Origin of the sequence: Luteibacter mycovicinus, assembly GCF_000745235.1 — a bacterium.
In the GTDB taxonomy this organism is placed as follows: domain Bacteria; phylum Pseudomonadota; class Gammaproteobacteria; order Xanthomonadales; family Rhodanobacteraceae; genus Luteibacter; species Luteibacter mycovicinus.
Map to the genome: position 1 here is coordinate 1,391,907 of NZ_JQNL01000001.1, position 25,517 is coordinate 1,417,423.

Genomic DNA, 25,517 nt, shown 5'->3' on the forward strand with positions numbered 1-25,517 from the left:
TCCGGATGCTCACCCGGTGAAACGCTGGCGCGCCGCCCTGCCTCTCGCCCTGATGGTGCTGGCCGGCGTCATCGCGCTCGCCAGTGGCGCACTGGACCGCCTTCACCCCAGTCACCTGCTGGCGGAGGAAGGCACGCTGCGCGCGAGCATCGCCGTCCATCCCGTGCTCTCCCGTGTGTCGTATGCCGTGCTGCTGACGCTGGCCATCGCGACCGGCGTGCCCGGTACGATCGTCATCGTTCTGGCCGGCGGACTGCTCTTCGGCATCGCCGAGGGCAGTGCCCTGTCTTCGCTGGCCCTGGTGGCCGGCTCCCTGCTTCTCTATGCCGCCAGCCGGCATGCCTTCGGTCACGGAGGGCGCCAGCCGCCCGATCTGGCACGGCGCGTTCGCGAGGGCTATGCGCGGCGACCGGTCAGTTACACGTTCGCCCTGCGCTTCGTTCCCGTCGTGCCACTGGGCGCCATGACCGTCGTGCTGGCCTGGCTCCGCTGCCCCCTGTGGCTGTTCATCGCCGCCACCTGGCTGGGCGGCACCGTGTCGCTCGTGATCGAGAGCGCGATCGGTGCCGGCCTGGCCTCCACGCTGGGCGGGGATGCGCCTTTCAGTCTGATCGACCCCCGCATCCTGCTGCCGCTGTGCGCCTTTCTGGTCGTCAGCCTGCTGCCGCTGGCGGCTCGCTCCGTCCGGACACGCCTTCGCCGCGACTGAGCCGGCGGAACTGCGCTAGGCTGTAGCCTCGCGGCGTCTGGGAGAGGCCCGCCGGGGGAGTTCATGCGCGACGTGTCGACTTCGTCATGGCTGGAAAAGGTGTGGCGTCGCACGTCGCTCGTGCAGCGCCTGACGTGCGTCGCGCTCGTGCCCACGGCGATCAGCGCCCTGCTGCTGGTGACGCTGCTGACCCGGCATCAGATGGATACTCTGCACGAGATGGGCCGCTCGACGGCGGACGCCATCGCACAGCAGTCCGCAACGGTATCCGGAGATGCCCTGCGCACCGGTGAGCGCCGCGAAATCGCCCGTATCGCTCAGTCCATCGTTCAGCTCCCTCAGGTATCGCGCGTAAGGATCAGCGACCGTGACGGCGAAATCCTCGCCGACCGCGTCAACGGCACGATCGGCGATGACGACAGCCTGACCGTGGCGCGCGAGGTGCTCGATCCCCTGACCCACCGGGTGGTCGGGTCGGTAACGGTAGACGTCAGCGTCGAGGACGCCATCGCCGCGCAGCGCGCCAGCATGCACAACGCGTTGCTCTGGCTGGCGCTCAGCCTGTTCATCGCCGTCATGATCGGCTGGTCGACCGCGCGCTGGCTGAGCGCGCCGCTGCGCAATCTGGCGATCGCCGTGCGACAGCTCGGCCTGGGCGACCGTACCGTCGTCGTGCCGGTCACCGACGACACCGAAATCGGCGATCTCCAGCGCGGCTTCAATGGCGCCGCGTCGAAGCTATTGCATGCCCAGATCGGTATGGAACGGGAAATCGCCGCCGCCACCGAAGAGCTGGCCCGGAAAAATGCGGCACTGGAAGCTGCCAGTGTGGCCAAGGCCCGGTTTCTGGCCGCCGCCTCCCACGACCTTCGCCAGCCCCTGTATGCCCTCACCCTGTTCTCCTCGGGCCTTGCGGTGGATGAATACGATCCGCTGAGACTCAACCGTATCGCGCACATCCAGGAGTGCGTGGATGCGCTGGATCATCTGTTCAGCGAACTGCTGGACCTGTCCCGCCTCGAGACCGGCGCCATGCCGGCGGTGATCCGCGACGTCGCGCTCGATGACGTGTTCGAAGAGGTCAGCGTGAATTTCCGCATGGTCGCCGAGCAGCACGATCTGCGACTGGTCGTCCGCACGACGGGCCTGTGGGTGCGATGCGACCGCACGATGCTGGCGCGCATCCTCAACAACCTCGTCAGTAACGCCTTGCGCTATACCCGCTGTGGCGGAGTGCTGGTCGGCGCCCGCAAGCGGCTGGACGGCCGGGTGAGGATCGACGTCTGGGATACGGGACTCGGCATCGGCGACGAACATCTGCGGCACATCTTCGACGAGTTCTATCGTGTGGAAAGCGGCCCCGAAACCGGCCGGCCGGAAGGAACGCGACGAGGCCTCGGACTGGGCCTCTCGACCGTGCAGCGCCTGGCCGGCCTGCTTGGCAGTGAAGCGTCCGTGCGTTCCCGGCCAGGCAAGGGCAGCGTGTTCTCGATCACCTTGCCCGAGACCCAGGCCGGTACCCTGGAGCCGCGCCAGACGCCCTCGCAGGCGCCCGCCGCCACGCGTGACGTCGCCGGCATGCGGGTCCTCGTGATCGACGACGAGCCCAGCATCCTCGCCGGCATCAGCTATCTGCTCGGCAGCTGGGGCTGCGAGGTCATGACGGCGGAGGACGCTCAGCAGGCCATGGAAGCGGTGCACCAGTGGATACAGCCGCCGGACATCGTCATCTCGGATCTGCGGCTGCGCGAGGGTACCGGGCTGGACGTCATCGCCCTGCTCGACCGTTATTACCGACGACGCCCCGGCGACGCGCCTCCCTTCGCGCGCGTGCTGATCACTGGCGAGACACGCGGCGACTTTCTGCGCAACGTCGATGCGAGCACCACGCAGGTACTGTTCAAACCGGTTTCGCCCGAACGCCTCCACGAAGTAATGGTTTCCGCGTGGGCTGTCCATCATGCACCCGTCTGAGCCGGATGGCCTGCTTGCCGACGACCGGCAGGAGGGCTATGGTCCGGGGAACGGGGATGCCTGTGGCAGTGCGGGCGGAGGAGTGGCATGCGTGTCTTGATCGCGGATGATCATCGTCTGATCATTGAAGGGGTGAAGCTGAAGCTTCGCGAGCTGGGTGACCACGTCGAATTCGTCGAGGCCGAAAGCGTGGCGCAGCTCCGGGCGCAACTCGCTCGCGAACCGCTGCCCGACCTCGCCTTGATCGATATGGCCATGCCCGGCGCCAATGGCGTCGAGCACATCAAGGAGGCGCTCGACACGCTTGCCGATGCGGAGGACCGGGTCACCGCCGGCGACAGGGCGAGCAGCGACCTCACGGAAGACGAACGACGGCATGCCGCGGACCTGATCGGCGCCCACACCGCGCAGAAGCGCGCCGTGATCGTGCTGTCCGGCACGGAAGATTCCGCCGCGATCCGACATGTGCTGGATCTGGGCGTACAGGGTTACATCCTCAAATCTTCACCGCCCGACGTGATCCTCAGCGCGGTCCGACTCGTCGTGGGAGGCGGCATCTACATACCGCCCGAGGCGATGAAAGCGGCTGCTTCGACGCCTGTGCCCGCCTTTGCGTTTCAGGGCAACGGTAGCGACGGGCTGACCACCAAGGAGCGCCTGGCTGCGGTCCTCACGGACCGCCAGATCGACGTCCTCAAGCTGCTCGCGAAGGGACGGCCGAACAAGCTGATCGCACGCGAACTGGGCATCAGTGAGGGCACGGTAAAAATCCATCTGGCCGCTATCTTCCGTGCATTGCACGTGCGCAACCGGCTGGAGGCCCTCGTGGCCGCCCAGCATCTGGGCGACTGACGGCCGGCACATTCTCGACCGGGATCCGGCGTAAGCTCGGGTCCAGGGTGTGACGCGGGGCGGGCGCGATGCAGGCAGGCGTGAGGAACGCGGCAGGACGTTGGGCGCGCGGGTGGTTGACCGCGTGGTTTCTGTGCGCCCTGTGGATCGCCCCTTCACCAGCGTCACCCCGCGACAGGAACGACATCGACCCCGATGCGCCGCTGACCTTCGGCATCCTGCCCATCGGCGGCCCCGTCGAGTCGCTGGAAGCCTGGCGGCCTCTGCTCGACGATCTTCATAAAGCTCTGGCACGGCCTATCCGCGCCGTCTCCGTAACGACCTACGAAGGCATCGCCCAGGCCATCAGCGAGCAGCGCGTGGACATCGCCTTCCTGTCGGGGCGGCTGGCCCTGGACGCGGTGACCCAGCAGAACATGCAGGTGATCGGCCGGCTCACCCGCGGTGACGGATCGAAGGGCTATTACGCCGAACTGATCGTGGCATCCGATTCGCGCATCGGCAATCTGGAGCAGCTGTTCTCACGACCGGGCAAGTGGCGGTTCGCGCGCGGTGAGGCGCTGTCGACGTCGGGTTACCTCGTCCCGGAAACCCAGCTCTTCGCCGCCCAGGGCGTCGATTCCGACACGTTCTTCGCCAGCGTGCATATCGACAACCATCAGAACAACGCGCTGGCCGTGGCCAACGGCGAAGCCGACGTCGCGACCAACAACACGGCCGATCTCGAACGTTTCCAGCAACATTTTCCCGATCAGTACGCCCGGCTGCGCGTCATCTGGAAATCCTCGCTGATACCGCATGCCGTGATCGTCATTCGCAACGATCTGCCGGCATCGCTGCGCGACCGTGTGGCGAGTTTCATTACGGGTTACGGAAAGGGGAAAGACGGCACCCGTGAGGAAGCCAACCTGAAGCTGATCCACGACATCAGCGGCTTCGCACCGGCGAGCAACGCTGACCTCGTACCTTTCGCCGACATCGAATACGCGCTGGAGAAACGCCGGGCCACCAGCGCGCAGTGGGTAAGCGAGGGCGCGCGCGAGACGCGTTTTCATAAGATCGAATCCGATCACCACGCGCTCGTCGCCCGGCTGCGCGGCAAGTGATAGACCGTAAGACCTAAGCCGCAAGGACTAAGCCCCCTTGTCTATCGCGTCACGAACACGCGTTTCATAGATTCGTCATGGAGTCCGGTGCCACAAGGCAACCCATGAACGCGTCGCTGCACCTGCCAGGAAGGATCGTGTCGTTGCGCCGCCAGCTCGTCCTCAAAGGGCTGCTGCCGATGACGGTCGTCGCCCTGGCCATGACGGCCACCCTCGCGGTGATGCAACTTCGCGCGCTGGGATCGGAGGCGCACGCCGTAGCGCGTATCCAGGCGGTCAGGGTCGCCGGCGCCGTCAACGGCGTCACGGGCGACGACGCCCTTCGCGACGCGCTTACCCGAGCGCTGTCGCGCAGCGCGCCGACGCAGCGCGCGACCCTTTATCGCGATGATGCACCCGACCTGATCGTCACCAGCGGGCGCGATGCGCCGGATCGTCATGGGCTCCACGTTCGCCTCAGCACCGCCGCAGGGGAGCTGGAAACGGTGTCCGATGCGTCCGCACTACGCGAAAGGCGCACCGCCGCGACCCTGATGTGTCTCCTGCTCGGCGCAGGTGTCTGCGGCGTGTTCTTCCTGACGCAACGCGCTGTGGAACGCGATGTCGCGCAGCCGATCGAGCGGCTGCGCGCACGCCTGGAACACGCGCTTCATCCGCGCGGCACCCACGCCGGCACACCGGACGCCCCCTTGCGGGCCATTGATGCCTTGCTGGACGAGCTTGTCGAACTTCGCGCGCGGCACGATGCCGCCATGGCGGACGCGCTTCGCCAGCGGTTGCAGGACATAGCCCGGCACACCCGTTTCGTTGAGCAGGTCGGTGACCACTTCCGGCAGCCGCTACAGGCACTTTCCCTGTTTGTCGCGGGCATGCAACCGGGGGAGGACCTGCGCCAGCGTGCGGTGCTCGGCCAGATGCGCACCAGCCTGACGCGCCTCACCGAACTGCTCGACGGGCTGCTAGAGATGGCGCGCTTCGACGCCGGCGCCGTCGAGCCGACGCCGACGGTGGTGCTGGCAGCCGACCTCTTCGTCCGGGTCCGCTCCCATGTCGAAGCGGACGCCATGCGACTTGGCGTCGACGTGCGCTGGCGTGGCGGACGGCTGCCTTTCCATGCCGACGGCGCCCTGCTGGTCGAGCTGCTCAACCGCCTGGTGTCGTGCGCGGTACTCAGCACACCGCATGGTCGCGTACTGGTGGCGATACGACGTCGTGGTGACGCCATTCGTCTGGAGGTACGGGATAACGGCATGGGCGTCGAGCCGGCGGAACAGGCGCGCCTGTTCGAGGAGTTCACGCGCCTCCCCGGCCAGCCTGGCTATGGACTCGCCCTCGCCGTGGCGCGCCGCATCGCCGATAGCCTCGGCGGCCACATCGGCGTGCGATCCAGGCCGGGACGCGGCACCTTGTTCTGGGTGCAGCTGGACCGCGCAGCCATCGGACCCGCACCTCGCGGTGTCGTGTCCGCCCTGATCCGTCACGCCGCGTCCTGAGACACGCTACCTGTCCGCGGACGCCCGACCGGCGTATCGTTGCGTGAGCATCAGGACCTTTTTCGAGGGTGGCGGGCGTGGCGAGCATCAACTGGTCGGACACAGCGCCAACGGTCGCTTTTCTCGGCGTATTCGCGGGCGCCATCGGGCTGCCCGTACCAGCGATGCCGACGCTCATCGTCGTCGGCAGCACCCTCGTGGCCTCGCGCGATCCGCTGCTCATCATGGCGACGTTCGCCGCCGCGCTGGCCGGTGCCTTCCTGGGTGACGCGGCGTGGTTTCTGACCGGACGCCGGTTCGGCTACCGCGTGCTCGATGGCCTCTGCCGCATTTCTCTCTCGCCCGACACCTGCGTGCGGCGCGCTAGCGGATTCTTCGAAAAGCGGGGCGTCAAGCTGCTGCTGGTCGCCCGGTTCATCCCGGGGCTGTCGCTCGTGGCGATTCCTATCGCGGGTGCGGGCGATACCCGGTTCGTGCGCTTCACGCTCTACGACCTGCTCGGCGCCTCCCTGTGGATCGCCGTCGGCCTCTCGGCAGGCATGCTTTTCTACCGGCAGATCGACGCCGTTCTGGCACTCCTCCGCGAGTTCGGACTGGGCATGGCGGCCGTTGCCGCGATCGGTATCGTCTTGTGGATCGGCTTTCGCTACGCGCGACGCTCCCTGTTGCTGCAACAGCTGCGCAAGTCCCGGATTTCGGTCGACGAACTGTCGCTGCTGCTGGCCAGCGAACCCGGCGCCCTGATCGTCGACGTGCGCTCGGCCATCAGCCGACGCGACGACCCGTTCGTGATCCCGGGCTCCCGCCTGTTCGATTTCGCGACCGCGGACGCGGATATCGCCACCCTGCCGCGACACAGTGCGGTCGTCATTTACTGCTCGTGCCCCAACGAGGTCTCCGCCGCGAAGGTGGCCGAACGGCTCAGCAAGCTCGGCTTCCGCAACGTCCGGCCACTGACCGGCGGCCTGGGCGCATGGCGTGACGCGGGCCGCGACGTGGAAGCGATCGTCGCCACGACCTGAATCAGCCCACGAGGCGGGTTGTGCGCTGCCCTGCCCGCCGACTAAACTAGGCGGCTTCGCGCGTATGGGTCGTTAGCTCAGTTGGTAGAGCAGCGGACTTTTAATCCGTAGGTCGCCGGTTCGAATCCGGCACGACCCACCATTCGCGGCGAAAACCCCGCACTCAGGCGTAGTGCGTAGGATCCGGCACGCCAGCCTTGGCGAAGCCTTCGGCACGAAGCCGGCATGCATCGCAGTGACCACACGCCCTGCCCTCGGCGTCGGCCTGATAGCAGCTGACCGTGGCCGAGAAATCCACACCCAGACGCATGCCTTCGCGGACGATGTCACCCTTGCCCATCTGCATCAGCGGCGCATGGATGCGGATGCCCGCCCCTTCGACGCCAGCCTTGGTCGCGACGTTCGCCAGTGCCTCGAACGACTCGATGAACGCCGGGCGGCAGTCCGGATAACCGGAATAGTCGACGGCGTTGACGCCGCAGAAAATGTCGGTCGAGCCGAGTACTTCGGCCCAGCCCAGCGCGATCGACAGCATGATGGTGTTGCGGGCGGGCACATAGGTGACCGGGATACCTTCACCGCCATCTTCGGGCACATCGATATCGGCGGTCAGCGCCGACCCGCCGATGCTGCGCAAGTCCACGTGGACCGTCTTGTGCGTAACCGCGCCGAGCATCTTCGAGACCCGCTCCGACGCCTCCAGCTCGGAGCTATGACGCTGACCATAGGCGACGCTGAGCGCATACACGTCGAATCCCTGCTCGCGGGCCATCGCGATGGTCACCGCGGAGTCCATGCCGCCGGAGACGAGGATCACGGCTTTGCGGGAGGGGTTCGGCGTATTCATGGCGGTACCTTTCTAAAGACGTTTCAGTGGCCGGCCGCATCGTTCCATAGCAGCTTGTGCAACTGCAGCTGGAAACGCACCGGCAGGCGTTCGGCGATGATCCACTCGGCCAGCTCGCGCGGCTCCACCTTGCCCCACACCGGCGAGAACAGGCACATCGCCCGGCTATCGAGGCGGTGTTCCCGGACCGCGTCACGCGACCACTCGAAGTCGCCGCGGCTGGCGATCACGAATTTGACCTGGTCGTGGGGCAACAGGTGATCGAGGTTGGACCAGAGATTGCGTGCGCTCTCGCCCGAGTCAGGGGCCTTCAGGTCCATGACTTTACGGACGCGCGGATCGACCGCGGAGACATCGAGCGCACCGGAGGTCTCAAGCGACACGTCGTGCCCGGCGTCGCAGAGCTTGCGCAAGAGGATTTGGCAGCGCTTCTGCGCCAGCGGCTCGCCCCCGGTCACGCAGACGTGGCGGGTCCCGTAGCTGGCGACTTCGGCGACGATGGCATCGATGTCGTGCCACTGGCCGCCGTGGAACGAATACTCGGTATCGCACCAGACGCAGCGCAAGGGGCAGCCGGTCAGGCGCACGAATACCGTGGGCCAGCCAATCGCATCGGCTTCGCCCTGAACGGAGTGGAAGATCTCAGTGATCCGCAGCCGCTCCGCGACGGGCGCGACCGGCGAGACGTCCGCCGGGATTGCGGTGCTGCCGTTCATGGGATCAGTTGGCCGTCTGGCGCTGCAGACGACGCAGGCGTTCCTGTGCGAGGCCGGCAGCCTTGGAACCGGGATACTTCGCCGTGACCTGCTTGAGCGTGGCGATGGCGGCGTCCTGCTGCTTCAGCTCGATCTGGCAATAGCCGACCTTGAGCAGGCCGTCGGAGACCTTGTCGCTCTGCGGGTACTGCTTGACCAGCCGCTGGAACGCCTCGATCGCCACCGGGTAGTTCATCGTGACGTAGTACGACTCACCCAGCCAGTAGTAGGCGTTGGGCGCGAGCGGGCTGTCCGGGTACTTGATCAGGAAGTCGCGAAAACCACGCGATGCGGTGACGTAATCGCCGCCACGAAGCGACTTGAACGCCGCGTCGTACGCGGCTTGCTGGTCGCCGCTGGCGGGAGCGGAAGCGGCGCCTGCTGCCGTCGGAGCCGCGGCAGCGGCCTGGGCGGCCGGACTCTGCTGCGAGGCGGCAGGCGGCGCGGCGGAGGCCTGCGGTGCGGCGGGTGCGGCGGGCTGCTGGCCCTGAGGCGCGGCGCCACCCTTTTCGATACGGCCCAGACGCGAATCGACATCCGCGTACTGCGCCTTCTGGGAATCCTGTAGTTGCTGGTTCTGGTGCTGCAGTTCTTCGATCTGACCCTGCAGCTGGGCCACCTGCTGCTGGAGATCGTTGACCTGATTGACCAGTGTGGTCGAACCGGCCTGGGCCTGCGACTGCTGCTCGAGCCGCGCGACGCGATCGGCGAGACTGAGGCGCGTGTCCTGCGCGGTGGCGGGCAGACCAAAAAGCATGGCGGACGCAAGAGCGCCCGCCATGCCAAGCCTGGCCGTAAAGCTGGTAGCCAGAGTCTTCTTCATTACTTACTTCGCGGTGTAGACGATCTCAACGCGACGGTTCTTGGCCCAGCAGTCATCGTTGTGCTCACGGCAGGTCGGCTTCTCTTTGCCGTAGCTCGTGACGTTGACCTGACCAGCCGAACCACCAGCCGCCTGGAGAGCGCTGGAGACGGCATTGCCGCGACGCTCGCCGAGGCCGAGGTTGTACTCGCGGGTACCGCGCTCGTCGGTGTTACCCTCGAGGGTCATGGCCGACTGCGGACGATCCTGCAGGTACTTGGCGTGGCAAGCGATGATCTGCTGGAACTCCGGCTTGACGTCGTTCTTGTCGAAGTCGAAGTACACAACGCGCTGACGCAGGCAAGCGTCGGTGTCGAGGTCGGACGGCTGGTACTTGCCGTCGTTGGTCGGAGCCTGGGTCTGCGTGACCGGCTGCGATTCGGTCGGAGCGACCGGCTTGACCTGCTTCTTGGAGCAAGCGGCCGCGCCCACGCAGAGCAGGGCAGCCAGGGTGACGGTAACAGTCTTATTCATGGGACGTTCCTTCAAACAGTTGAGTTCCGACAGTCGGTTTTCGGTTTCGGGACAGGCACCGCCGGTTGTCCGGCTGTTTTTCTACTTACATCTACGCCGACGGGGCGCTGTCCCGCACCCTGCGTCTTCGTTCCGATAACCGCCGCGAAGCGGCTACCGGTTAATTGTCGTCCGCAGAAAAGGCGCGGAATATCCGCGCCCCTCCCTGGACGTTGCCGAAGCCGCGCCCCCGAAGGGTCGCCGCATCAGCGCTGTCGATAGGGTCCCCACGACGGTTCGCGCACGTCGCCGTCCGAGAGGACGAGGCGCTGACGCACGGCACCATCTGCCGAAACCGCATACAGGACGCCGCGCGTACCCTGCGATGCGGCGTAAAGCAGCATGCTGGCGTTGGGCGCGAAGCTGGGCGAATCGTCCACATTACCCGGGGATACGAAGCGCACCTGCCCGCCCAGACTGCGGTCCATGATGGCGATACGATACACGTTCCCGTTGCCCTGCACCATCGCAATCTGCTTACCGTCATAGCTGACGGAAGCGCTGGCGTTGAAGCCACCCTGGAAGGTCACGCGGGTGGCCGCGCCGCCGGCGGCGGACATCTGGTAGATCTGGGGCTTACCCGAGCGATCCGAGGTGAAGAGGATGCTCTGGCCGTCCGGGGTGAAGGTCGGCTCAGTGTCGATCGCGAAGTTGTTGGTCACCCGCGTTTCGGTGCGGCTGGCCACGTCGATGACGAAGATCTCGGGGTTACCCACGTAGGACAGGCTCACCGCCAGCTTGCTGCCATCGGGTGACCAGGCGGGAGCGCTGTTGATGCCGCGCGGGTGCGAGGCGATCAGGCTGCGCGAGCCCGTATTGATGTTCTGGATATAGACCGCCGAGTTGCCACTCTCGAAGGAGACGTAGGCGATCTTGCTCCCGTCCGGCGACCAGGCCGGCGAGAGCAGCGACTCACGCGAACGGGCGACGACCTGCGGATTGAAACCGTCCGAGTCGGCCACGATCAGCGAGTAGGTCGCGTTGTTACCCACGCCCACGGCGGTGATGTAGGCGATGCGAGTCCAGAAGGCGCCGCGGACGCCGGTGATCTTTTCATAGATCTGGTCGGCGATCTGGTGGGCGACGCCACGCAGGTCACCCGCCGGCGCGGTGAAAGACTGGGCCAGCAGGCTCTGCTGCTTGTTCACGTCCCACAGCTCGTAATCGATCTTCAGGTTGCCGCCGCCGGCGTCGCTGATGCGGCCGATCGTGAGGAAATCCTGCTTGAGCAGACGCCAGGTGGCGAACTTGATGTCCGAGCCCTGAGACGGCGTCTCGACGATGTCGGCCTTGTCCAGCGAGCGGAACTTGCCGGAGCGGTTGAAATCCGCGCGAATGACGTCGGCGACGTCGGTCGGAAGCGGCGCACCGCCAGCCTGGGCAAACGGCACCACGGCAATCGGGGTGGCCGTCTTCAGGCCGCCGACGATGTCCACATTGAGGGACTGGGCAGCGGCCGGACCGGCCACGAAGGCGGTCAGGGCAACCAGGAGGATGGCGAGGCGGGAAAGCATTCTGCGCATGGGCGGATTCATTGCGACCTGGGGTTGGGGGACGGCGACGGCATGTTAGCGCGCTGGAAGCGGCCAGCGTGACCCGATTATGAACCGCCCCGCCCGGCGCAGCCGGATCGGGGCGCGACACATCATTGCGGCCTGAACGTGAAGGTGAGGTTGCGCTGGAAGACGTCCTCGAAGCCCTGATAGGGCAACGGCTGGGCGCGCAGCACCGCGTTCTCGATCGAGGCCTTGCCCGCCGCGTCATAAGGACAGCTGGCATCGGCCTTCGCGCTGAGCACCTGCCCACCCGGAATCTGGGTGATATGCACCGCGCAAGGCGCGTCCGGCATATTGTCCGGGCGCAACCAGTTCGGCGTCACCGCGTTCTGGATGGCGGCGATGTACAGAGCCTGCTTGCTGTTGTCCTTGCCGTTCTGGCCAGTCTGAACCTTGTCGGCAGGGGGAAGATTCTCCCGGCCGTCGTCCTTGGCGTTGGCCAGATCCTTCAGCTGCTGCTCGGCTTGCTTCTTCTTGCTGTCGGCCTGCTTGGTCTGCGACTTGGCGGCATCGAGCTGCTTGAAGATCTCGTCGATCTGCTTCTGTTTTTCTTTCTTCTTCTCTTCCTGCTGCGCATCCAGCTCGGCCTGACGCTGACGCTGTTGCTCTTCCTGCAGACGCTTCGCGTCCTCGGCCTTCTGCACGGCGTCGTCGACCACCTTCTCCTGATCCTTCAGGGCCGGCGTCTTGGGCGGCGGCGGCAACGTCTCGACCTTGGGCTTCTCCGGCTGCGGCGGCGTCGGCGTGGGCTGCGCGGGCGGTGGCGGCACGGTGTTGGGCACCGGCTTCTGCGTGTGCTTGGGAGGCGGCGCGCCCGTCGGACCGATCAGGGTCGCTTCGATGATCTGACCCGGCAACTGGATGGGCGCCGGACACTTCAGCGGATTCCAGTCGGCGGGCAAGCCGATGGCGTCGGCCCACTTTTCGTAGTCCGAGCACGGGATGATCGCGAGACCCAGGAAGGCCACGATACCGATGTGCAGGAGCGCGGCGAGGACGACCGCGCGCGGCGTACCGTTACGGTTTTCCATTCTGCGCGCCCGACTCCGGCTGGCTCATCAGGCCGATCTTGGAGACGCCCGCTTCCTGGAGGATCGGGAGGATCTGGTAAACCTTGCCGTAGCCCACGCGCTGATCGCCGGCGACGAGCACCTGAAGCTCGGGATTGGCATCGTGGAACGCCGTGATCTTGCTCTTGAACTCATCGGCGCTGACCGGCTCGCGCTTGGTGCCGTTCGCGGTGAGGTAGATCTGCCCACCCTCGTCCACCGAAACGACGATCGGGTCTTTCTTGTCCTGCAGGGACTTGGCGTTGGTCTGCGGCAACTGGATGTCGACGCCGAGGTTCATCATCGGTGTGGTGACCATGAAGATGATCAGCAGCACGAGCATGACGTCGATGTACGGCACGACGTTGATCTCGGACTTCAGCTTGCGCTTGTGACGGCGATGTGCGTTACGCGTGGCCATGGGGCGGCGGGCTCAGGCGACGTCGTCGGCGTGGATCTGGCGCTGCAGCACCGAGGAGAATTCTTCCTGGAAGACCTCGTAACGCGACGCGACGCGCTCCACCTTGGTGGCGAAGCGGTTGTAGGCCCAGACCGCCGGGATGGCGGCGAACAGGCCCATGGCCGTGGCGATCAGGGCCTCGGAGATGTGCGGGGCGACGACCGAGATGGTCACGTCCTTCATCTCACCCAGACCCTGGAAGGCACCCATGATGCCCCAGACGGTACCGAACAGGCCGATGTAGGGGCTGATCGAACCGACGTTGGCGAGGAATTCGAGGTTCTGTTCGAGCTTGCCGATCTCGCGGGTGCCGGCCACGCGCATGGCGCGCTCGGAGCCTTCCATGATGCGGTCGGCATCGGTCACGCGGCGCTGGCGCTGGCGAGCGAATTCGCGGAAACCCGCCTCGAAGACGTTCTCGATGCCGTGCTGCCCCTCGCGGTTGCCCACCTCGCGGAACAGGGCGGCCAGGTCGGCGCCGGACCAGAAACGGTCCTCGAAGGTCTCGGCGTTGTCGTGGGCGGTCTTCAGCTGGCTGTACTTGCGGATGATGATGACCCACGACAGGAACGAGAAGACGAGCAGAAGCAGCATCACCAGCTGCACCGGCAGGCTCGCTTCCGCGACCAGCTTGAAAATGTTCAGTCCACCGTTCATCGCTTGAAGGCTCTCCGCCGGGTATCTGGGGCTTAGGTAATAGGGAAGGTCTGGGGGAACAGCCCGGCCGGAATCTGGGCCGGACGCATGGTGTCGAGGTTGACGCAGGCTGCTCGCACCGTGGCTCGCAACAACGTCGTGCCCCCACACACGATCTCCTGACCGAACAGCATACTGGCTGAACGCCTCTCTTTGACGGCGACCGTGACCTGGAGTTCATCATCCAGACGGGCCGGACGCAGGAAGTCCAGGTGCATCTCGCGGACGACGAAGCCGAGCGAGGTGGATTCCCTCAGGGCCAGCTGGTCGATGCCCTGGGCGCGCAGCCATTCGGTACGGGCCCGCTCCATGAAGCGCACGTAGTTGGCGTGATACACGACACCACCGGCGTCGGTATCTTCCCAGTAGATGCGGACAGGAAAGCTGAAATCGCTCATGCGTCGTCCGAAAAAAGGTCGGGCATGGCCGTCTGACGCGGGGGCGGATTGAGCCCGAGGTGGCGCCAGGCCTTGGCCGACGCCATGCGGCCGCGCGCGCTGCGGATCAGGTAACCCTGCTGGATCAGGTAGGGCTCGACCACGTCCTCCAAAGTGCCGCGATCTTCACTCAGGGCCGCCGCGAGCGACTCGACACCGACCGGGCCGCCCTCGAAGTTCTCGATAATGGTACGCAGCAGGCGGCGATCGAGGTCGTCGAAACCTTCCGCGTCGACCTTGAGCATATCCGTCGCGGCCCGGGCCAGGGCATGGGTGATCTTGCCGTCGCCGCGCACTTCGGCGTAATCGCGCACCCGGCGCAGCAGCCGGTTGGCGATACGCGGGGTACCGCGCGAGCGCCGGGCGATCTCGATCGCGCCATCCATATCGCAGTCGATGCCGAAAATTTTCGCGGCACGCCGGACGATCGCGGTCAGCTCGTCCACGCTGTAGAACTCCAGCCGCTGGATGATGCCGAAGCGATCGCGCAGGGGGCCGGTGAGCAGGCCCGCGCGCGTGGTGGCGCCGATCAGGGTGAAGGGAGGCAGATCCAGCTTGATCGACCGGGCGGCAGGGCCCTCGCCGATCATGATGTCGATCTGGAAGTCTTCCATCGCCGGATACAGGACCTCCTCGACCACGGGCGACAGCCGGTGGATCTCGTCCACGAAGAGGACGTCATTGGCTTCGAGGTTGGTCAGCAGCGCGGCGAGATCGCCGGCGCGCTCGAGAACGGGACCCGAGGTGGAGCGCACGTTGACGCCCAGCTCATTGGCGATGACGTGGGACAGCGTGGTCTTGCCCAGCCCCGGGGGCCCGAAGATCAGGACGTGATCGAGCGCACCCTGACGACGACGCGCCGCTTCGATGTAGATCGACATCTGCTCGCGCACCGTCTCCTGGCCGAGGTATTCGGCCAGGCGCTTCGGCCGGATGCTCGCCTCCAGGGCGTCGTCATCCATGGCGGCGGTGGCGGAAATAATGCGGTGCTCGGACATGCCCGCATTATGGCATGCCGCCTCAGATCTCGACCTGCGCGCCCAGCTCGATCAACCGGTTGCCCGGAATCTGAAAGAACGCCGTGGCCGGCATCGCGTTACGCGCCAGGAAGGCGAACAGCTTGTCGCGCCACAACGCCATACCCGGACGCCGGGCATCCGCGACGATCGTTTCGCGGGACAGGAAGAACGTCGTGTCCATCATGTCGAAGTCGAGCCCCCGCGAGCTGGCGCGGGACAGCGACAGCGGAATATTCGGATCCTCAGCGAAGCCATAGCGCAGCTGCAGCCCGAAGAAGCCGCCACCGTACTCGATGACTTCCATCCGCTCGTCGAAGTCCGCCACCGGCGTCTCCAGCATTTCGACGGTAAGGAGCACGTTGCGCTCGTGCAGCACCTTGTTGTGCTTAAGGTTATGCAGCATGGCGTGCGGCACGGCGTTCTGGTTGGCCGTGAGGAACACGGCCGTCCCCGGCACGATCAGCGGCGGGTGATCGGCGATATTCGCGACGAAGGGTTCGAGGGCCAGGCCGGACTGCTTGATCTCGCGGACCACCAGCTCCCTGCCCCGCCGCCACGTCGTCATCATGGTGAAGATCACCACACCGAGCACCAGCGGGAACCAGCCTCCATGAGCGATCTTGAGCGCGTTGGCACCGAAGAACGCGAGATCGGTGATGAGGAAGATGACGCCGACGGTGATGACCGCCGACCAGTGCCAGTTCCAGCGACGGCGCGCGACCACCAGGGCGAGCAGCGTCGTCATCGTCATCGTACCGGTCACGGCGATGCCGTAGGCCGCGCCCAGATTGTTCGACGAGCGGAAGCCGATGACGGCGAGGAACACCAGCACCATCAGCAGGCGATTCACCCAGGGCACGAAGATCTGGCCGGACATCTCGTGCGAGGTGTGCACAACGGCCATGCGCGGCGAGTAGCCCAGCGACATGGCCTCGCGGGTCATCGAGAACGCGCCGGAGATCACCGCCTGCGAGGCGATCACGGCGGACGCCGTCGCCAGCGCGATCATCGGATACAGGAGGTTCTCCGGCACCATCTTGTAGAACGGGTTCTCGATGGCGGTCTGATCGTGCAGCAGCAGCGCGCCCTGCCCGAAATAGTTGATCAGCAGCGCCGGCAGGACGAAGAAGAACCAGGCCAGGCGAATCGGCTTCTTGCCGAAGTGACCCATGTCGGCATACAGCGCCTCACCACCGGTGAGTGCCAGCACGACACCACCAAGCGCGATGAAGGCGGAGCGGCCGTGCTCCGTGAAGAACTTCACGGCGTAGTACGGATTCAAGGCCCAGAGCACCTGCGGATGCTGGATCAGCTGGCGCAGCCCCAGCCACGCTAGCACCAGGAACCACAGCGTCATGACCGGCGCGAACGCCTTGCCGACGATCTCGGTGCCGTGCCGCTGGATCGCGAAGAGCACCACCAGGATGACCAGGCAGATCGGCACCACGTAGGTGTCCAGCGATGGCGCGGCGACCTCCAGGCCCTCCACCGCCGAAAGCACGGACATCGCCGGCGTGATCACGCCATCGCCATAGAACAGCGAGGCGCCGAAGATGCCGATCGCGGCCAGAACCCAGCGCGCCCTTGGCGAACCGCTGACGCTGCGCTGCGCGAGCGCCATGAGCGCCATGATGCCGCCCTCGCCCTTGTTGTCGGCGCGCATCACGAAGGTGACGTATTTGAGCGAGATCACCATCAGCAACGACCAGAAGATCAGCGAGAGCACGCCGAGCACCGCGGCAGGCTGCGGCGTCATGCCGTGCGTGCCGAGCGTTTCCTTCATCGTGTACAGCGGGCTGGTGCCGATGTCGCCGAAGACGATACCGATGGCGCCCAGAGCCAGCGCGGCCAGTTTCTTGCCGCGCGCGTTCTGAAGTTCTTCGGCGGGATTGTGATGGCCCATGGCTCAGCCCCCCAGGGCGGCGCGGAGCGCCTTGCGGATGATGGCTTCGGCGGTGTCGCCGTCGGCGGCGGCCTTCTGGACCAGACGCGACGCTTCGACCGGCTTGTAGCCCAGCTGCTGAAGGGCCACCGTGGCTTCACTTACGGGATCGACCGGCGCGGACACGCCCGCCCCCATCGCCGCCGGCAGGCGCACGCCCACCGCGTCGACGCGGTCACGGAGTTCCACGACCATCCGCTCGGCGGTCTTCTTGCCGATGCCCGGAATCTTGGTCAGGGCCACGACGTCGCCCGCATGAACCAGGCGCGACAGCTCATCGGTCGACACGCCCGAAAGCACGGCCAGCGCGATCTTCGCGCCGATACCGCTCACCTTGAGCAGGTTGCGGAACATCGCCCGCTCGGCTTCGTGCATGAAGCCGTAAAGCGACACGCCATCCTCTTTCACCGCGTAATGCGTGAGAAGGATGACCTCCTTGCCGGTCGCCGGAAGGTCGTAAATGGTCGACATGGGAGCGTCGACCTCGTAACCCACGCCACCCACCTCGATGAGGAGGGAGGGCGGCTGCTTGCTGATAAGAGTGCCTCGCAGGCGGCCGATCATCGGCGACGTCTCCATGCCGTGCGCGGGATACCCACGCGTTCAATGCTGGAACGGGTATGCGCGTGGGCGATCGCGATCGCCAACGCGTCGGCGGCGTCCGCCTGGAGCGGACCCTTGATACCGAGGATCATCCCGATCATGTGCTGGACCTGGGTCTTGTCGGCGCGGCCGGTACCGACCACCGCCTGTTTGACCTCGGTCGCCGCGTACTCATGCACGACGATTCCCTGGCTGACAACGGCACACACGGCCGCGCCACGCGCCTGACCCAGCTTCAGGGCCGAGTCGGCGTTGCGCGCCATGAACACACGCTCGATCGCGGCTTCCGCGGGAGCATGCGTACCGATGATGGCGCAGAGTTCGTCAAAGATGCGTTTCAGCCGGAGGGGAAAGGTCGCTTCCCCGCCGACAACGAGCGCGCCATGCCAGACATGGGTGAGCGCGCCATTGTCGGCGACGTCGATGAGACCGACGCCCGTACGCTGGCTACCCGGATCGATGCCGAGGATGCGGGTCATGACAGCGAATTAATACGCAAGACGATAAGGGGCCGGAGGCGTCACGCCTCGTCCGCATCCTGCGTCGGGAGAACGGCGTTGTGGTAGACCTCGTCGACATCGTCCAGCGCATTGAGCCGGTCGAGAAGCTTCTCGAAATGCTCCAGCGCCTCGCCCGTCGGCGTGACCAGGGGGCCGTTGGGCCGCATGACCACGTCGGAGCCTTCGACCTCGAAGCCCGCCGCCACCAGCGCCTTGCGCATGGCCTCCACGGCGATCGGGTCGGCGGCGAGCAGCACCGTACCGACGCCGTTTTCGATGACGATGTCTTCCGCGTTGTTTTCGATCGCGGCCTCTTCGAGCTTGCCCTCGATGTCCGCGTCGCCGCCGGTATGGATCAGCACCTGACCCACACGGGTGAACTGGAACGCGACCGAGTTGGTCGTCCCGAGGTTGCCGCCGAGCTTGGTCAGCGACGCGCGGACGTCGGCGACCGTGCGGGTCTGGTTGTCGGTGACGCAGTCGATGATCAGCGCGGTGCCCGCCGGGCCGTAGCCCTCGTAGCGAACCTCGTGCATGTCCGCCCCGCCCTCGGCACCCGAACCGCGCTTGATCGCGCGATCGATGGTGTCCTTGGTCATGTTGGCGCCCAGCGCCTTGTCGACAGCCGCGCGCAGGCGCGGATTGCCGTTGGGATCGGGCACGCCGCCACGGGTGGCGATGGTGATTTCGCGGATCAGCTTGGTGAACACCTTGGCGCGCTTGGCGTCTTCGGCATTCTTGCGACCTTCGATGGAAGGGCCTCTACCCATGTTCGATTCCTGGACTTACCGGACGGACGAGGGCGCGATTCTATCCGCAATCACGTCGGGGGGCTAAGGGGGGTATCGAAACGCCCCTCCCTCAGAAAGACACCGACCTGCCTGGCGACGTCCGCCGACACCAGCATGCCGGTGTGGCTGGTCTCCAGAACGCAGTGCGCGCAAAGCCCCGGCAGGCGGGTTTCTTCCACGCCGACGGAGCCATCGTGCTCGGCGCCGAGTTCGCCGACGAAAGCCCCCAGACCGACCGGCATGCGGCCGGCGATCATGCCGACCTCGCGGGAACCGTCCCAGCGGTCCAGACCGTGCTCGAGCAGACCCCGGGCGCGCCCCAGCAGCATGTCGCCGCCCCAGCGGTGGGTCAGCCCACGGGCCGCGCCACTGCCATTGAGCGGCGAACCGAGGCATACGATGCGACCCTCGGGCAGGTCCTCGTCGCGGCAGGCCAGCAAAGCAAGGATGCCGCCCAGGCTGTGCCCTACGACGTGGACGGGCCCTGGCCCCAGATGGCGGATGCGCTTGCGCAGCCGCGCGATCGCCTGCTCCGGCGGCGCGGCCACGCTCATGTATTCGAACTGGTGAACCCGGAAACCTTCCTCGCGCAGCCGCCGGCTGAGCATCGCCATGGCGAAGCCCCGCATCCACAAGCCATGGAGGAGCAGGACATCGGCAGGCGAGTCACTCATGGACGCGGGGCTCCGAGGGGTCAGGCTTTCAGCGCCTCCGCGGCGGCGACGCGGACGTGCAGTTCTTTCAGCTGCGGCTCGGAGACCGGCGACGGCGCATCGGTCATAAGATCCTGGGCGCTGGTGGTCTTCGGGAAGGCGATGACGTCACGGATGGATTCCGTACCCGCCATGAGCGCGGCGATGCGGTCGATGCCGAAGGCCAGGCCGCCATGGGGCGGCGCGCCCATGCGCAGCGCCTTGAGGAGGAAGCCGAACTTGGCCTCCGCCTCGTCCGCGCCGATGCCGAGCAGGTCGAATACGGTGCTCTGCATCTCGGGACGGTGGATACGGATGGAGCCTCCACCGATCTCGTTGCCGTTGAGGACCATGTCGTAGCCGCGGCTCACGGCGTCAGCGGCATGGGCGCGAAGATCGGCGATGTCGTCGACCTTCGGAGCGGTGAACGGGTGATGGAGCGCGACGAAGCGTTTTTCTTCGTCGTCGTACTCGAACATCGGAAAGTCGGTGACCCACAGCGGTTTCCAGCTGTTTTCGACCAGACCGCGATCGCGACCGACACGGATGCGCAGGGCGCCCATGAAGTCGGTAACCGTCTTCCATGCGCCTGCACCGAAGAACACGATGTCGCCGTTGCCGGCGCCCGTGAGCGACAGCACCTGTTCGAGCGCGGCGTCGTCGAGGAACTTGGCCACCGGCGAGTTGATGCCTTCGCGACCCTTGGCGAGGTCGTCGACCTTCAGCCAGGCAAGGCCCTTCGCGCCGTAGCGACCCGCGTATTCGGTCAGACCGTCGATGTCCTTACGCGACAGATCCGCCGCGCCAGGCACGCGCAGGGCCGCCACGCGACCGGCCGGGTCGTTGGCGGGACCGGAGAAAACCTTGAACTCGACGTGCTTCACGGCCTCGGCGATGTCCGTCAGCTCGAGCGCGATGCGCAGGTCGGGCTTGTCGGACCCGAAGCGGCGCATGGCCTCGGCATAGGTCATACGCGGGAACGACGCATCGAGCTCGACCTTGCGCACTTCGCGGAAGACGTGGCGGATGAGGTTCTCGACGAAGTCCTGGACGTCACGCTCTTCGACGAAGGCGAACTCCAGGTCGAGCTGGGTGAATTCCGGCTGGCGGTCGGCGCGGAGGTCTTCGTCGCGGAAGCAGCGGGCGATCTGATAGTAGCGATCGAAGCCGGCCATCATCAGGATCTGTTTGAACAGCTGCGGCGACTGCGGCAGCGCATAGAACTGGCCCGGGTGCACGCGGCTCGGGACCAGATAGTCGCGCGCGCCTTCCGGCGTGGCCTTGGTCAGGATCGGGGTTTCGATGTCCTGGAAACCGGCGGTATCGAGATAACGACGCAACTCGCGGACCAGTGCGGTACGCGTGCGCATCATCTGCTGCATCTCGGGACGGCGCAGGTCGAGGTAGCGGTAGGTCATCCGCATGTCCTCGTTCGGCGTCTCGTGCTGCGCGAACGGCAGGTCGCGGGCTTCGTTGAGGATCTCGACGGAATCCGCCAGGAGCTCGACGGTGCCGGTCCTGAGCTTGTCGTTAGGCGACAGACGCTGGCGAATCTGGCCCGTGACGCGGATGACGAACTCGTTTCCCAGATCGCCAGCGACGGCGAAGGCGACGGCATTCTCGCGCTCGATCACGACCTGGGCGATGCCCTCGTGGTCACGAAGGTCGACGAAGGCCACGTGGCTCTGCAGGCGAAGGGTGTTGACCCAGCCGCACAGGGTGACTTCCTGACCGATCAGCGACTCGTCGATGAGTCCGCAAAAATGAGTGCGCATGCGCTTGAAGCTTCGTGGGAAAAGACCCCGGATCGTAACACGACCGGGGTCCCCAGGCGCCGACGGGAGCCGCTCAGCGGCCGATATCGAACTTCGCGCGGCAACCGTGATCGGCCCAGATGCCGTCCCGGGTGAAGCCGTAGCTGTAGCCCTCGCGACAGGAGGCATTGGAGTTCTGTTCGACCAGGCGAGCACCGCGGCCGAGCGGCCAGCGGCAGAACACGCGCTTGTTGTCTTCGCTGTCGCAGGAGACGATCTGGCCGCTGTTGCCGCCATACCCCGGACGACCGCCACCGGGACGACCATCGTCACCCCAGCCCGGCCGACCGCCATCGCCCCAGCCCGGACGGCCGCCGCCCCAGCCGCCGGCCTCCTGGAAGATGCCGCGGCAACCGTCGTCGACCCACAGGCCGTTGCGGTCCATGTCCCAGGTGCGACCCCGTATGCAGGCGGTCTTCGAATCCTGGCGGATCAGGCGGGCGTCACGCCAAGGCACGCGGCAATAGGAACGCCGGCCGTTGTCACTGAAGCAGTTGACCGTGTCGCCGCCGCGCTGGGCATGGGCGACGTGCGGCGTAGCGAACAGGCCCGCGCCCAGCGCCAGCATGCCGACCAACCCAAGAATGCGTTTCATACCCCTGACCTCCGATGTGTGTGGCGCAAAAACTATCGGAAGGATCCGCAACGCTGTTTGAACGGATCGCAGGAAAACGTTGCCGCGAAGAGCAGTCCGTCAGTCGCCCGTGGACTTCGAGCCCGCTGCGGGAGCGGGAGCTGGAGCGGGCGCCGGGGACGGAGCCGGCGCAGCGGCCGGCGCGGGCGCGCCGGACGAGCCTTCCGCAAGATTTCGCTTTTTGTCGCCGTCCTTCTTGAAATCCGTCTCATACCAGCCACCGCCGGCAAGGCGGAACTGCGGCGCGCTCAGCATCCGGCCGACCTGCGGTTCGCCGCAGCTGGGGCACACCGACGGATCGGCGTCGGACATCTTCTGCAGCCGCTCGAAACGATGACCACAGGCCTTGCACTGGAATTCGTAGATGGGCATGACGCGGGAGCCTTGGGATTCAGCCCGGCATTATCTGGCCGGCGCGGGGATTTTCAATGATCCGCCCGGCGGCACGAACGCGGAACCGGGCACAGGATTTTGCATTGCACCAACATGGTCTTACGAGCCAGTTTCGTGCCAAACCCTTAAAAAAGGGGCTCTTCATGCCTTCGTTTCACCATTATGGCGCATTTGTTACGAGCGTGTTGACGCACCGCAAGGTGCGTGCATAGCGTGAATCCAACGCGGCACTTTCGCCCGCGTCCGCGGGGTGTCCCGCCTCGCGTACCGTAGCTCGCCCTGGGGACCCATCAATGACGACAGGCAAGACCCTACGACGCAAACCGTCGGCCAGCTTCTGGCTACCCGCGCTTGGCCTCATGATCGTGACGCCCGGCTATGCACAGGACACCACACCGCCCCCCGATACGAAGGAGGCACGCCAGCTCGATCAGGTGGTGGTCACGGGTACACGCAGCACGACGCGGACGGAAGCGAATTCGCTTTCCCCCATCGACGTACTTTCGCCCAAGGATCTTACCTCAACCGGCAGTACCGACCTCGCCACGGCGCTCGGACGCCTGCTGCCCTCCCTGGACTTTCCGCGTCCCGCGATCAACGACGGTAACGACGCGATCCGCCCGGCCAGCCTGCGCGGCCTGTCCCCCGACGCCACGCTGGTCCTCGTCGACGGCAAGCGCTATCACACTTCGGCACTGGTCAATTACAACAACTCGGTGGGACGCGGCGCCGCACCGGCCGACCTCAACTCGATTCCGATCTCCGCGATCGACCACATCGAGGTGCTGCGTGACGGCGCCGCGGCGCAGTACGGATCGGATGCGATCGCCGGCGTGATCAACGTCGTGCTCAAACACGGCGCCGGCGAAGGCAAGAACTCGATCAATGCCAACTACGGCATCATGGACAAGGGCGACGGAGAAACCAACGGTATCGACGGGTCGCTCGGCATCGACCTCGGCGGCAAGGGAGCCGATGCGAAGGGCTGGGCGCGTATCGCGTTCAACTACCAGAATTCGATGAACACCAACCGCGCCTCGCCGGTGAGCCTGTTCACCCCGGAAGAGGCCGCCGACGGCAACGTCGCCCACCAGCGTTATGGCGACCCGGCGGTAAAGACCTATCAGGTACTGACCAACTTTCAGTACGCGGTCGCGCATAACGTCGACGTCTATGGCTTCCTCAGCCTCAGCCGTCGCGACGTCGTCTCCAACGGCTATTACCGCGGCGCCACCAACGCGCGCAACGTACCCGACATCTACCCCGACGGGTTCCTTCCGCAGATCGTCAACCATACCAACGACTCCACCGGCGTACTCGGTGTCAAAGGCGTGACCGACGGCGGATGGCGCTGGGACGCCTCCGGCAACTACGGCATCAACAGCCTGGTGTTCGACGTACAGAACAGCATCAATACCAATCTGTACTACTCGACCGGCGCGTCGCCGACGTACTTCAACGCGGGCACCTTCAAGAACTCGCAGGCGCTGGCCAATATCGACATCGGCAAGGATTTCAGTGTCGGCTGGCTGCCCAATCCCCTGACGCTCGCTTTCGGCGCCGAGTACCGCAAGGAGAAGTACCAGATCGATGCGGGCGATCCGGAGTCGTACTACTTCAATCAGAACACGCTGATTCCGGGCACGGACACGCCGTATGCGGGCGGTGCGCAGGTGTTTCCGGGCCTCAACCCGACCGCTGCCGGAAGCTTCACGCGACACAGCGAGGCGGCGTACGTCGATCTCGAAACCGACCTCACCGACAAGTTCTCCGCCGGGGTCGCCGGCCGCTACGAGCACTACAGCGACTCCGGCTCGACACGATCGGGCAAGCTTTCCGCGCGCTACCAGTTCGTGCCTGAGTTCGCTCTGCGCGGCACCATCTCGAACGGCTTCCGCGCACCGTCGCTGGCCCAGCAGAACTATCAGTCGGTCGTGACCATCATCGACCCCACGACCGGCCAGCTTGCGCAGACCGGCACGTACCGCACCTCCGATCCCGCGGCCGTCGCCCTCGGCGCCAAACCGCTGAAGCCGGAGAAATCCGCGAACTACAGCATCGGCGCGGTGTGGGAACCGACCGCGGATTTCAGCGCCACGCTCGATCTGTACCAGATCCGTATCTGGCACCAGATTCTCTACTCCGACACCATCAGCCTCACCGACCCGTTGCTGGCGGCGTATTTCAACAGCGTGGTACCCGGCCAGCAGGTAACGGCGATTCAGTACTTCGCCAACTCGGCCGCCACACGCACGCGCGGTGCCGATCTGGTCCTGAACTATCGTGTGCCGACGACGAGCTTCGGCCAGTTCAACCTGCTGGCAAGCGGAAACTACAACAAGGTGAAGGTGCTCTCGGTCGGGGCGACACCAGCCGTGTTGCAGGAGAACTCGTCAGGCCCGATCGAACTCTTCGGCCGATCCAGCCAGGGCATCCTGACCAGCGCGACACCGCGAACGAAGTTCCTGCTCGGTGCCGACTGGACACTCGGTGGGTTCAACGCCCATGCGGACCTGACTCGCTACGGCTCGGTGATCCGCGTGAACACCGATCCGAGCACCGACCAGAAGTTTCCGGCGCGCTGGCTGCTCAATCTGTCCGGCGGTTACACCATCGGCCAGTGGAACTTCGGCGTCGGCGTGGATAACGTCACCAACCAGTACCCGCAGCGCGTGAAGCCGACCAACAGCGGCGAGGACTACTTCAGCGGCCTGCAGTACTCCGCGCTGTCGCCGTTCGGCTTCAACGGGCGGTATTACTACGCGAAGGTGGGGTTCCGGTTCTGAAGAACCGAAACG

General features: G+C 65.8%; 25 protein-coding genes and 1 tRNA gene. 8 read left to right on the forward strand and 18 right to left on the reverse strand.

Going from position 1 to position 25,517, the window contains the following annotated elements; genetic code table 11:
* The first annotated feature begins 16 nt into the window (after positions 1-16).
* From FA85_RS06355 to FA85_RS06385, 7 genes are all read left to right on the forward strand, one after another.
* Positions 17-709 carry a TVP38/TMEM64 family protein gene (locus FA85_RS06355; protein WP_036110675.1) on the forward strand — a complete coding sequence of 231 codons (693 nt, stop codon included), beginning with the start codon at positions 17-19 and terminating at the stop codon, positions 707-709.
* A gap of 63 nt (positions 710-772) precedes the next feature.
* Positions 773-2,683: an ATP-binding response regulator gene (locus FA85_RS06360; protein ID WP_036110672.1), complete on the forward strand. Its 1,911-nt coding sequence runs from the start codon at positions 773-775 to the stop codon at positions 2,681-2,683.
* 87 nt (positions 2,684-2,770) lie between these two features.
* Positions 2,771-3,535: a LuxR C-terminal-related transcriptional regulator gene (locus FA85_RS06365; RefSeq protein ID WP_036110667.1), complete on the forward strand. Its 765-nt coding sequence runs from the start codon at positions 2,771-2,773 to the stop codon at positions 3,533-3,535.
* Positions 3,536-3,651: 116 nt separating this feature from the next.
* Positions 3,652-4,641, forward strand: coding sequence for a phosphate/phosphite/phosphonate ABC transporter substrate-binding protein (phnD, locus tag FA85_RS06370; protein WP_051943332.1), 990 nt, complete (start codon positions 3,652-3,654; stop codon positions 4,639-4,641).
* A 104-nt stretch (positions 4,642-4,745) separates the two neighbouring features.
* Positions 4,746-6,134: a sensor histidine kinase gene (locus FA85_RS20790; protein ID WP_051943330.1), complete on the forward strand. Its 1,389-nt coding sequence runs from the start codon at positions 4,746-4,748 to the stop codon at positions 6,132-6,134.
* 77 nt (positions 6,135-6,211) lie between these two features.
* Positions 6,212-7,156, forward strand: coding sequence for a DedA family protein/thiosulfate sulfurtransferase GlpE (locus FA85_RS06380; RefSeq protein WP_197056491.1), 945 nt, complete (start codon positions 6,212-6,214; stop codon positions 7,154-7,156).
* A 66-nt stretch (positions 7,157-7,222) separates the two neighbouring features.
* A tRNA-Lys gene (locus FA85_RS06385) sits at positions 7,223-7,298 on the forward strand.
* Between the two features lie 21 nt (positions 7,299-7,319).
* Here FA85_RS06385 and queC read toward each other — a convergent pair.
* The 18 genes from queC to FA85_RS06475 form a co-directional block, all read right to left on the reverse strand.
* Positions 7,320-8,003 (reverse strand): 7-cyano-7-deazaguanine synthase QueC, encoded by a 684-nt coding sequence (queC, locus tag FA85_RS06390; protein WP_036110663.1) that lies wholly within the window; start codon positions 8,001-8,003, stop codon positions 7,320-7,322.
* A gap of 23 nt (positions 8,004-8,026) precedes the next feature.
* Positions 8,027-8,719: a 7-carboxy-7-deazaguanine synthase QueE gene (gene queE, locus FA85_RS06395; protein ID WP_036110660.1), complete on the reverse strand. Its 693-nt coding sequence runs from the start codon at positions 8,717-8,719 to the stop codon at positions 8,027-8,029.
* A 4-nt stretch (positions 8,720-8,723) separates the two neighbouring features.
* The gene (gene ybgF / locus FA85_RS06400; RefSeq protein ID WP_197056492.1) at positions 8,724-9,581 is read right to left on the reverse strand and encodes a tol-pal system protein YbgF; all 858 of its coding nucleotides are present in this window, start codon (positions 9,579-9,581) and stop codon (positions 8,724-8,726) included.
* A gap of 3 nt (positions 9,582-9,584) precedes the next feature.
* Positions 9,585-10,094: a peptidoglycan-associated lipoprotein Pal gene (gene pal / locus FA85_RS06405; protein ID WP_036110655.1), complete on the reverse strand. Its 510-nt coding sequence runs from the start codon at positions 10,092-10,094 to the stop codon at positions 9,585-9,587.
* A 245-nt stretch (positions 10,095-10,339) separates the two neighbouring features.
* On the reverse strand, positions 10,340-11,656 hold the full coding sequence (tolB, locus tag FA85_RS06410; protein WP_036110652.1) for a Tol-Pal system beta propeller repeat protein TolB: 1,317 nt from the start codon (positions 11,654-11,656) through the stop codon (positions 10,340-10,342).
* A gap of 122 nt (positions 11,657-11,778) precedes the next feature.
* Positions 11,779-12,720: a cell envelope integrity TolA family protein gene (locus FA85_RS06415; RefSeq protein ID WP_036110649.1), complete on the reverse strand. Its 942-nt coding sequence runs from the start codon at positions 12,718-12,720 to the stop codon at positions 11,779-11,781.
* Complete coding sequence (gene tolR / locus FA85_RS06420) at positions 12,707-13,159, reverse strand: protein TolR (RefSeq protein WP_036110646.1); 453 nt, start codon at positions 13,157-13,159, stop codon at positions 12,707-12,709. Before tolR ends, FA85_RS06415 begins: the two co-directional genes overlap by 14 nt.
* Before the next feature lie 12 nt (positions 13,160-13,171).
* Positions 13,172-13,855, reverse strand: coding sequence for a protein TolQ (tolQ, locus tag FA85_RS06425; RefSeq protein WP_036110643.1), 684 nt, complete (start codon positions 13,853-13,855; stop codon positions 13,172-13,174).
* Between the two features lie 32 nt (positions 13,856-13,887).
* Positions 13,888-14,292: a tol-pal system-associated acyl-CoA thioesterase gene (gene ybgC, locus FA85_RS06430; protein ID WP_036110640.1), complete on the reverse strand. Its 405-nt coding sequence runs from the start codon at positions 14,290-14,292 to the stop codon at positions 13,888-13,890.
* Positions 14,289-15,329 carry a Holliday junction branch migration DNA helicase RuvB gene (gene ruvB, locus FA85_RS06435; protein ID WP_036110638.1) on the reverse strand — a complete coding sequence of 347 codons (1,041 nt, stop codon included), beginning with the start codon at positions 15,327-15,329 and terminating at the stop codon, positions 14,289-14,291. Before ruvB ends, ybgC begins: the two co-directional genes overlap by 4 nt.
* A gap of 22 nt (positions 15,330-15,351) precedes the next feature.
* On the reverse strand, positions 15,352-17,253 hold the full coding sequence (locus FA85_RS06440; protein WP_036110636.1) for a potassium transporter Kup: 1,902 nt from the start codon (positions 17,251-17,253) through the stop codon (positions 15,352-15,354).
* A 3-nt stretch (positions 17,254-17,256) separates the two neighbouring features.
* Positions 17,257-17,856 carry a Holliday junction branch migration protein RuvA gene (gene ruvA / locus FA85_RS06445; protein WP_036110633.1) on the reverse strand — a complete coding sequence of 200 codons (600 nt, stop codon included), beginning with the start codon at positions 17,854-17,856 and terminating at the stop codon, positions 17,257-17,259.
* The gene (gene ruvC / locus FA85_RS06450; protein WP_036110629.1) at positions 17,853-18,374 is read right to left on the reverse strand and encodes a crossover junction endodeoxyribonuclease RuvC; all 522 of its coding nucleotides are present in this window, start codon (positions 18,372-18,374) and stop codon (positions 17,853-17,855) included. The genes ruvA and ruvC overlap by 4 nt, the downstream gene beginning before the upstream one ends.
* A 41-nt stretch (positions 18,375-18,415) precedes the next feature.
* Positions 18,416-19,165, reverse strand: coding sequence for a YebC/PmpR family DNA-binding transcriptional regulator (locus FA85_RS06455; RefSeq protein ID WP_036110626.1), 750 nt, complete (start codon positions 19,163-19,165; stop codon positions 18,416-18,418).
* A gap of 50 nt (positions 19,166-19,215) precedes the next feature.
* Entirely contained in the window at positions 19,216-19,860 is a 645-nt protein-coding gene (locus tag FA85_RS06460; protein WP_036110624.1) for an esterase/lipase family protein, read from the reverse strand.
* A gap of 20 nt (positions 19,861-19,880) precedes the next feature.
* Positions 19,881-21,653, reverse strand: coding sequence for an aspartate--tRNA ligase (gene aspS / locus FA85_RS06465; RefSeq protein WP_036110622.1), 1,773 nt, complete (start codon positions 21,651-21,653; stop codon positions 19,881-19,883).
* Positions 21,654-21,726: 73 nt separating this feature from the next.
* Positions 21,727-22,287: a DUF3011 domain-containing protein gene (locus FA85_RS06470; RefSeq protein WP_051943329.1), complete on the reverse strand. Its 561-nt coding sequence runs from the start codon at positions 22,285-22,287 to the stop codon at positions 21,727-21,729.
* A 99-nt stretch (positions 22,288-22,386) separates the two neighbouring features.
* Complete coding sequence (locus FA85_RS06475; RefSeq protein WP_036110620.1) at positions 22,387-22,698, reverse strand: FmdB family zinc ribbon protein; 312 nt, start codon at positions 22,696-22,698, stop codon at positions 22,387-22,389.
* A 380-nt stretch (positions 22,699-23,078) separates the two neighbouring features.
* On the opposite strand from FA85_RS06475, the gene FA85_RS06480 reads away from it, so the two are divergent.
* Positions 23,079-25,505, forward strand: coding sequence for a TonB-dependent receptor plug domain-containing protein (locus tag FA85_RS06480; RefSeq protein ID WP_081907639.1), 2,427 nt, complete (start codon positions 23,079-23,081; stop codon positions 25,503-25,505).
* Positions 25,506-25,517: the final 12 nt, after the last annotated feature.

Coding starts and splice junctions, on each gene's coding strand:
- tolQ (WP_036110643.1), bottom strand. CDS start 13,855: ATGAACGGTGGACTGAACATTTTCAAGCTGGTCGCGGAAGCGAGCCTG.
- FA85_RS06460 (WP_036110624.1), bottom strand. CDS start 19,860: ATGAGTGACTCGCCTGCCGATGTCCTGCTCCTCCATGGCTTGTGGATG.
- FA85_RS06480 (WP_081907639.1), top strand. CDS start 23,079: ATGATCGTGACGCCCGGCTATGCACAGGACACCACACCGCCCCCCGAT.
- pal (WP_036110655.1), bottom strand. CDS start 10,094: ATGAATAAGACTGTTACCGTCACCCTGGCTGCCCTGCTCTGCGTGGGC.
- ruvB (WP_036110638.1), bottom strand. CDS start 15,329: ATGTCCGAGCACCGCATTATTTCCGCCACCGCCGCCATGGATGACGAC.
- tolR (WP_036110646.1), bottom strand. CDS start 13,159: ATGGCCACGCGTAACGCACATCGCCGTCACAAGCGCAAGCTGAAGTCC.
- queE (WP_036110660.1), bottom strand. CDS start 8,719: ATGAACGGCAGCACCGCAATCCCGGCGGACGTCTCGCCGGTCGCGCCC.
- FA85_RS06475 (WP_036110620.1), bottom strand. CDS start 22,698: ATGCCCATCTACGAATTCCAGTGCAAGGCCTGTGGTCATCGTTTCGAG.
- ruvA (WP_036110633.1), bottom strand. CDS start 17,856: ATGATCGGCCGCCTGCGAGGCACTCTTATCAGCAAGCAGCCGCCCTCC.
- ruvC (WP_036110629.1), bottom strand. CDS start 18,374: ATGACCCGCATCCTCGGCATCGATCCGGGTAGCCAGCGTACGGGCGTC.
- FA85_RS06455 (WP_036110626.1), bottom strand. CDS start 19,165: ATGGGTAGAGGCCCTTCCATCGAAGGTCGCAAGAATGCCGAAGACGCC.
- queC (WP_036110663.1), bottom strand. CDS start 8,003: ATGAATACGCCGAACCCCTCCCGCAAAGCCGTGATCCTCGTCTCCGGC.
- tolB (WP_036110652.1), bottom strand. CDS start 11,656: ATGCGCAGAATGCTTTCCCGCCTCGCCATCCTCCTGGTTGCCCTGACC.
- ybgC (WP_036110640.1), bottom strand. CDS start 14,292: ATGAGCGATTTCAGCTTTCCTGTCCGCATCTACTGGGAAGATACCGAC.
- FA85_RS06365 (WP_036110667.1), top strand. CDS start 2,771: ATGCGTGTCTTGATCGCGGATGATCATCGTCTGATCATTGAAGGGGTG.
- FA85_RS20790 (WP_051943330.1), top strand. CDS start 4,746: ATGAACGCGTCGCTGCACCTGCCAGGAAGGATCGTGTCGTTGCGCCGC.
- FA85_RS06440 (WP_036110636.1), bottom strand. CDS start 17,253: ATGGGCCATCACAATCCCGCCGAAGAACTTCAGAACGCGCGCGGCAAG.
- FA85_RS06360 (WP_036110672.1), top strand. CDS start 773: ATGCGCGACGTGTCGACTTCGTCATGGCTGGAAAAGGTGTGGCGTCGC.
- aspS (WP_036110622.1), bottom strand. CDS start 21,653: ATGCGCACTCATTTTTGCGGACTCATCGACGAGTCGCTGATCGGTCAG.
- FA85_RS06470 (WP_051943329.1), bottom strand. CDS start 22,287: ATGAAACGCATTCTTGGGTTGGTCGGCATGCTGGCGCTGGGCGCGGGC.
- FA85_RS06415 (WP_036110649.1), bottom strand. CDS start 12,720: ATGGAAAACCGTAACGGTACGCCGCGCGCGGTCGTCCTCGCCGCGCTC.
- ybgF (WP_197056492.1), bottom strand. CDS start 9,581: ATGAAGAAGACTCTGGCTACCAGCTTTACGGCCAGGCTTGGCATGGCG.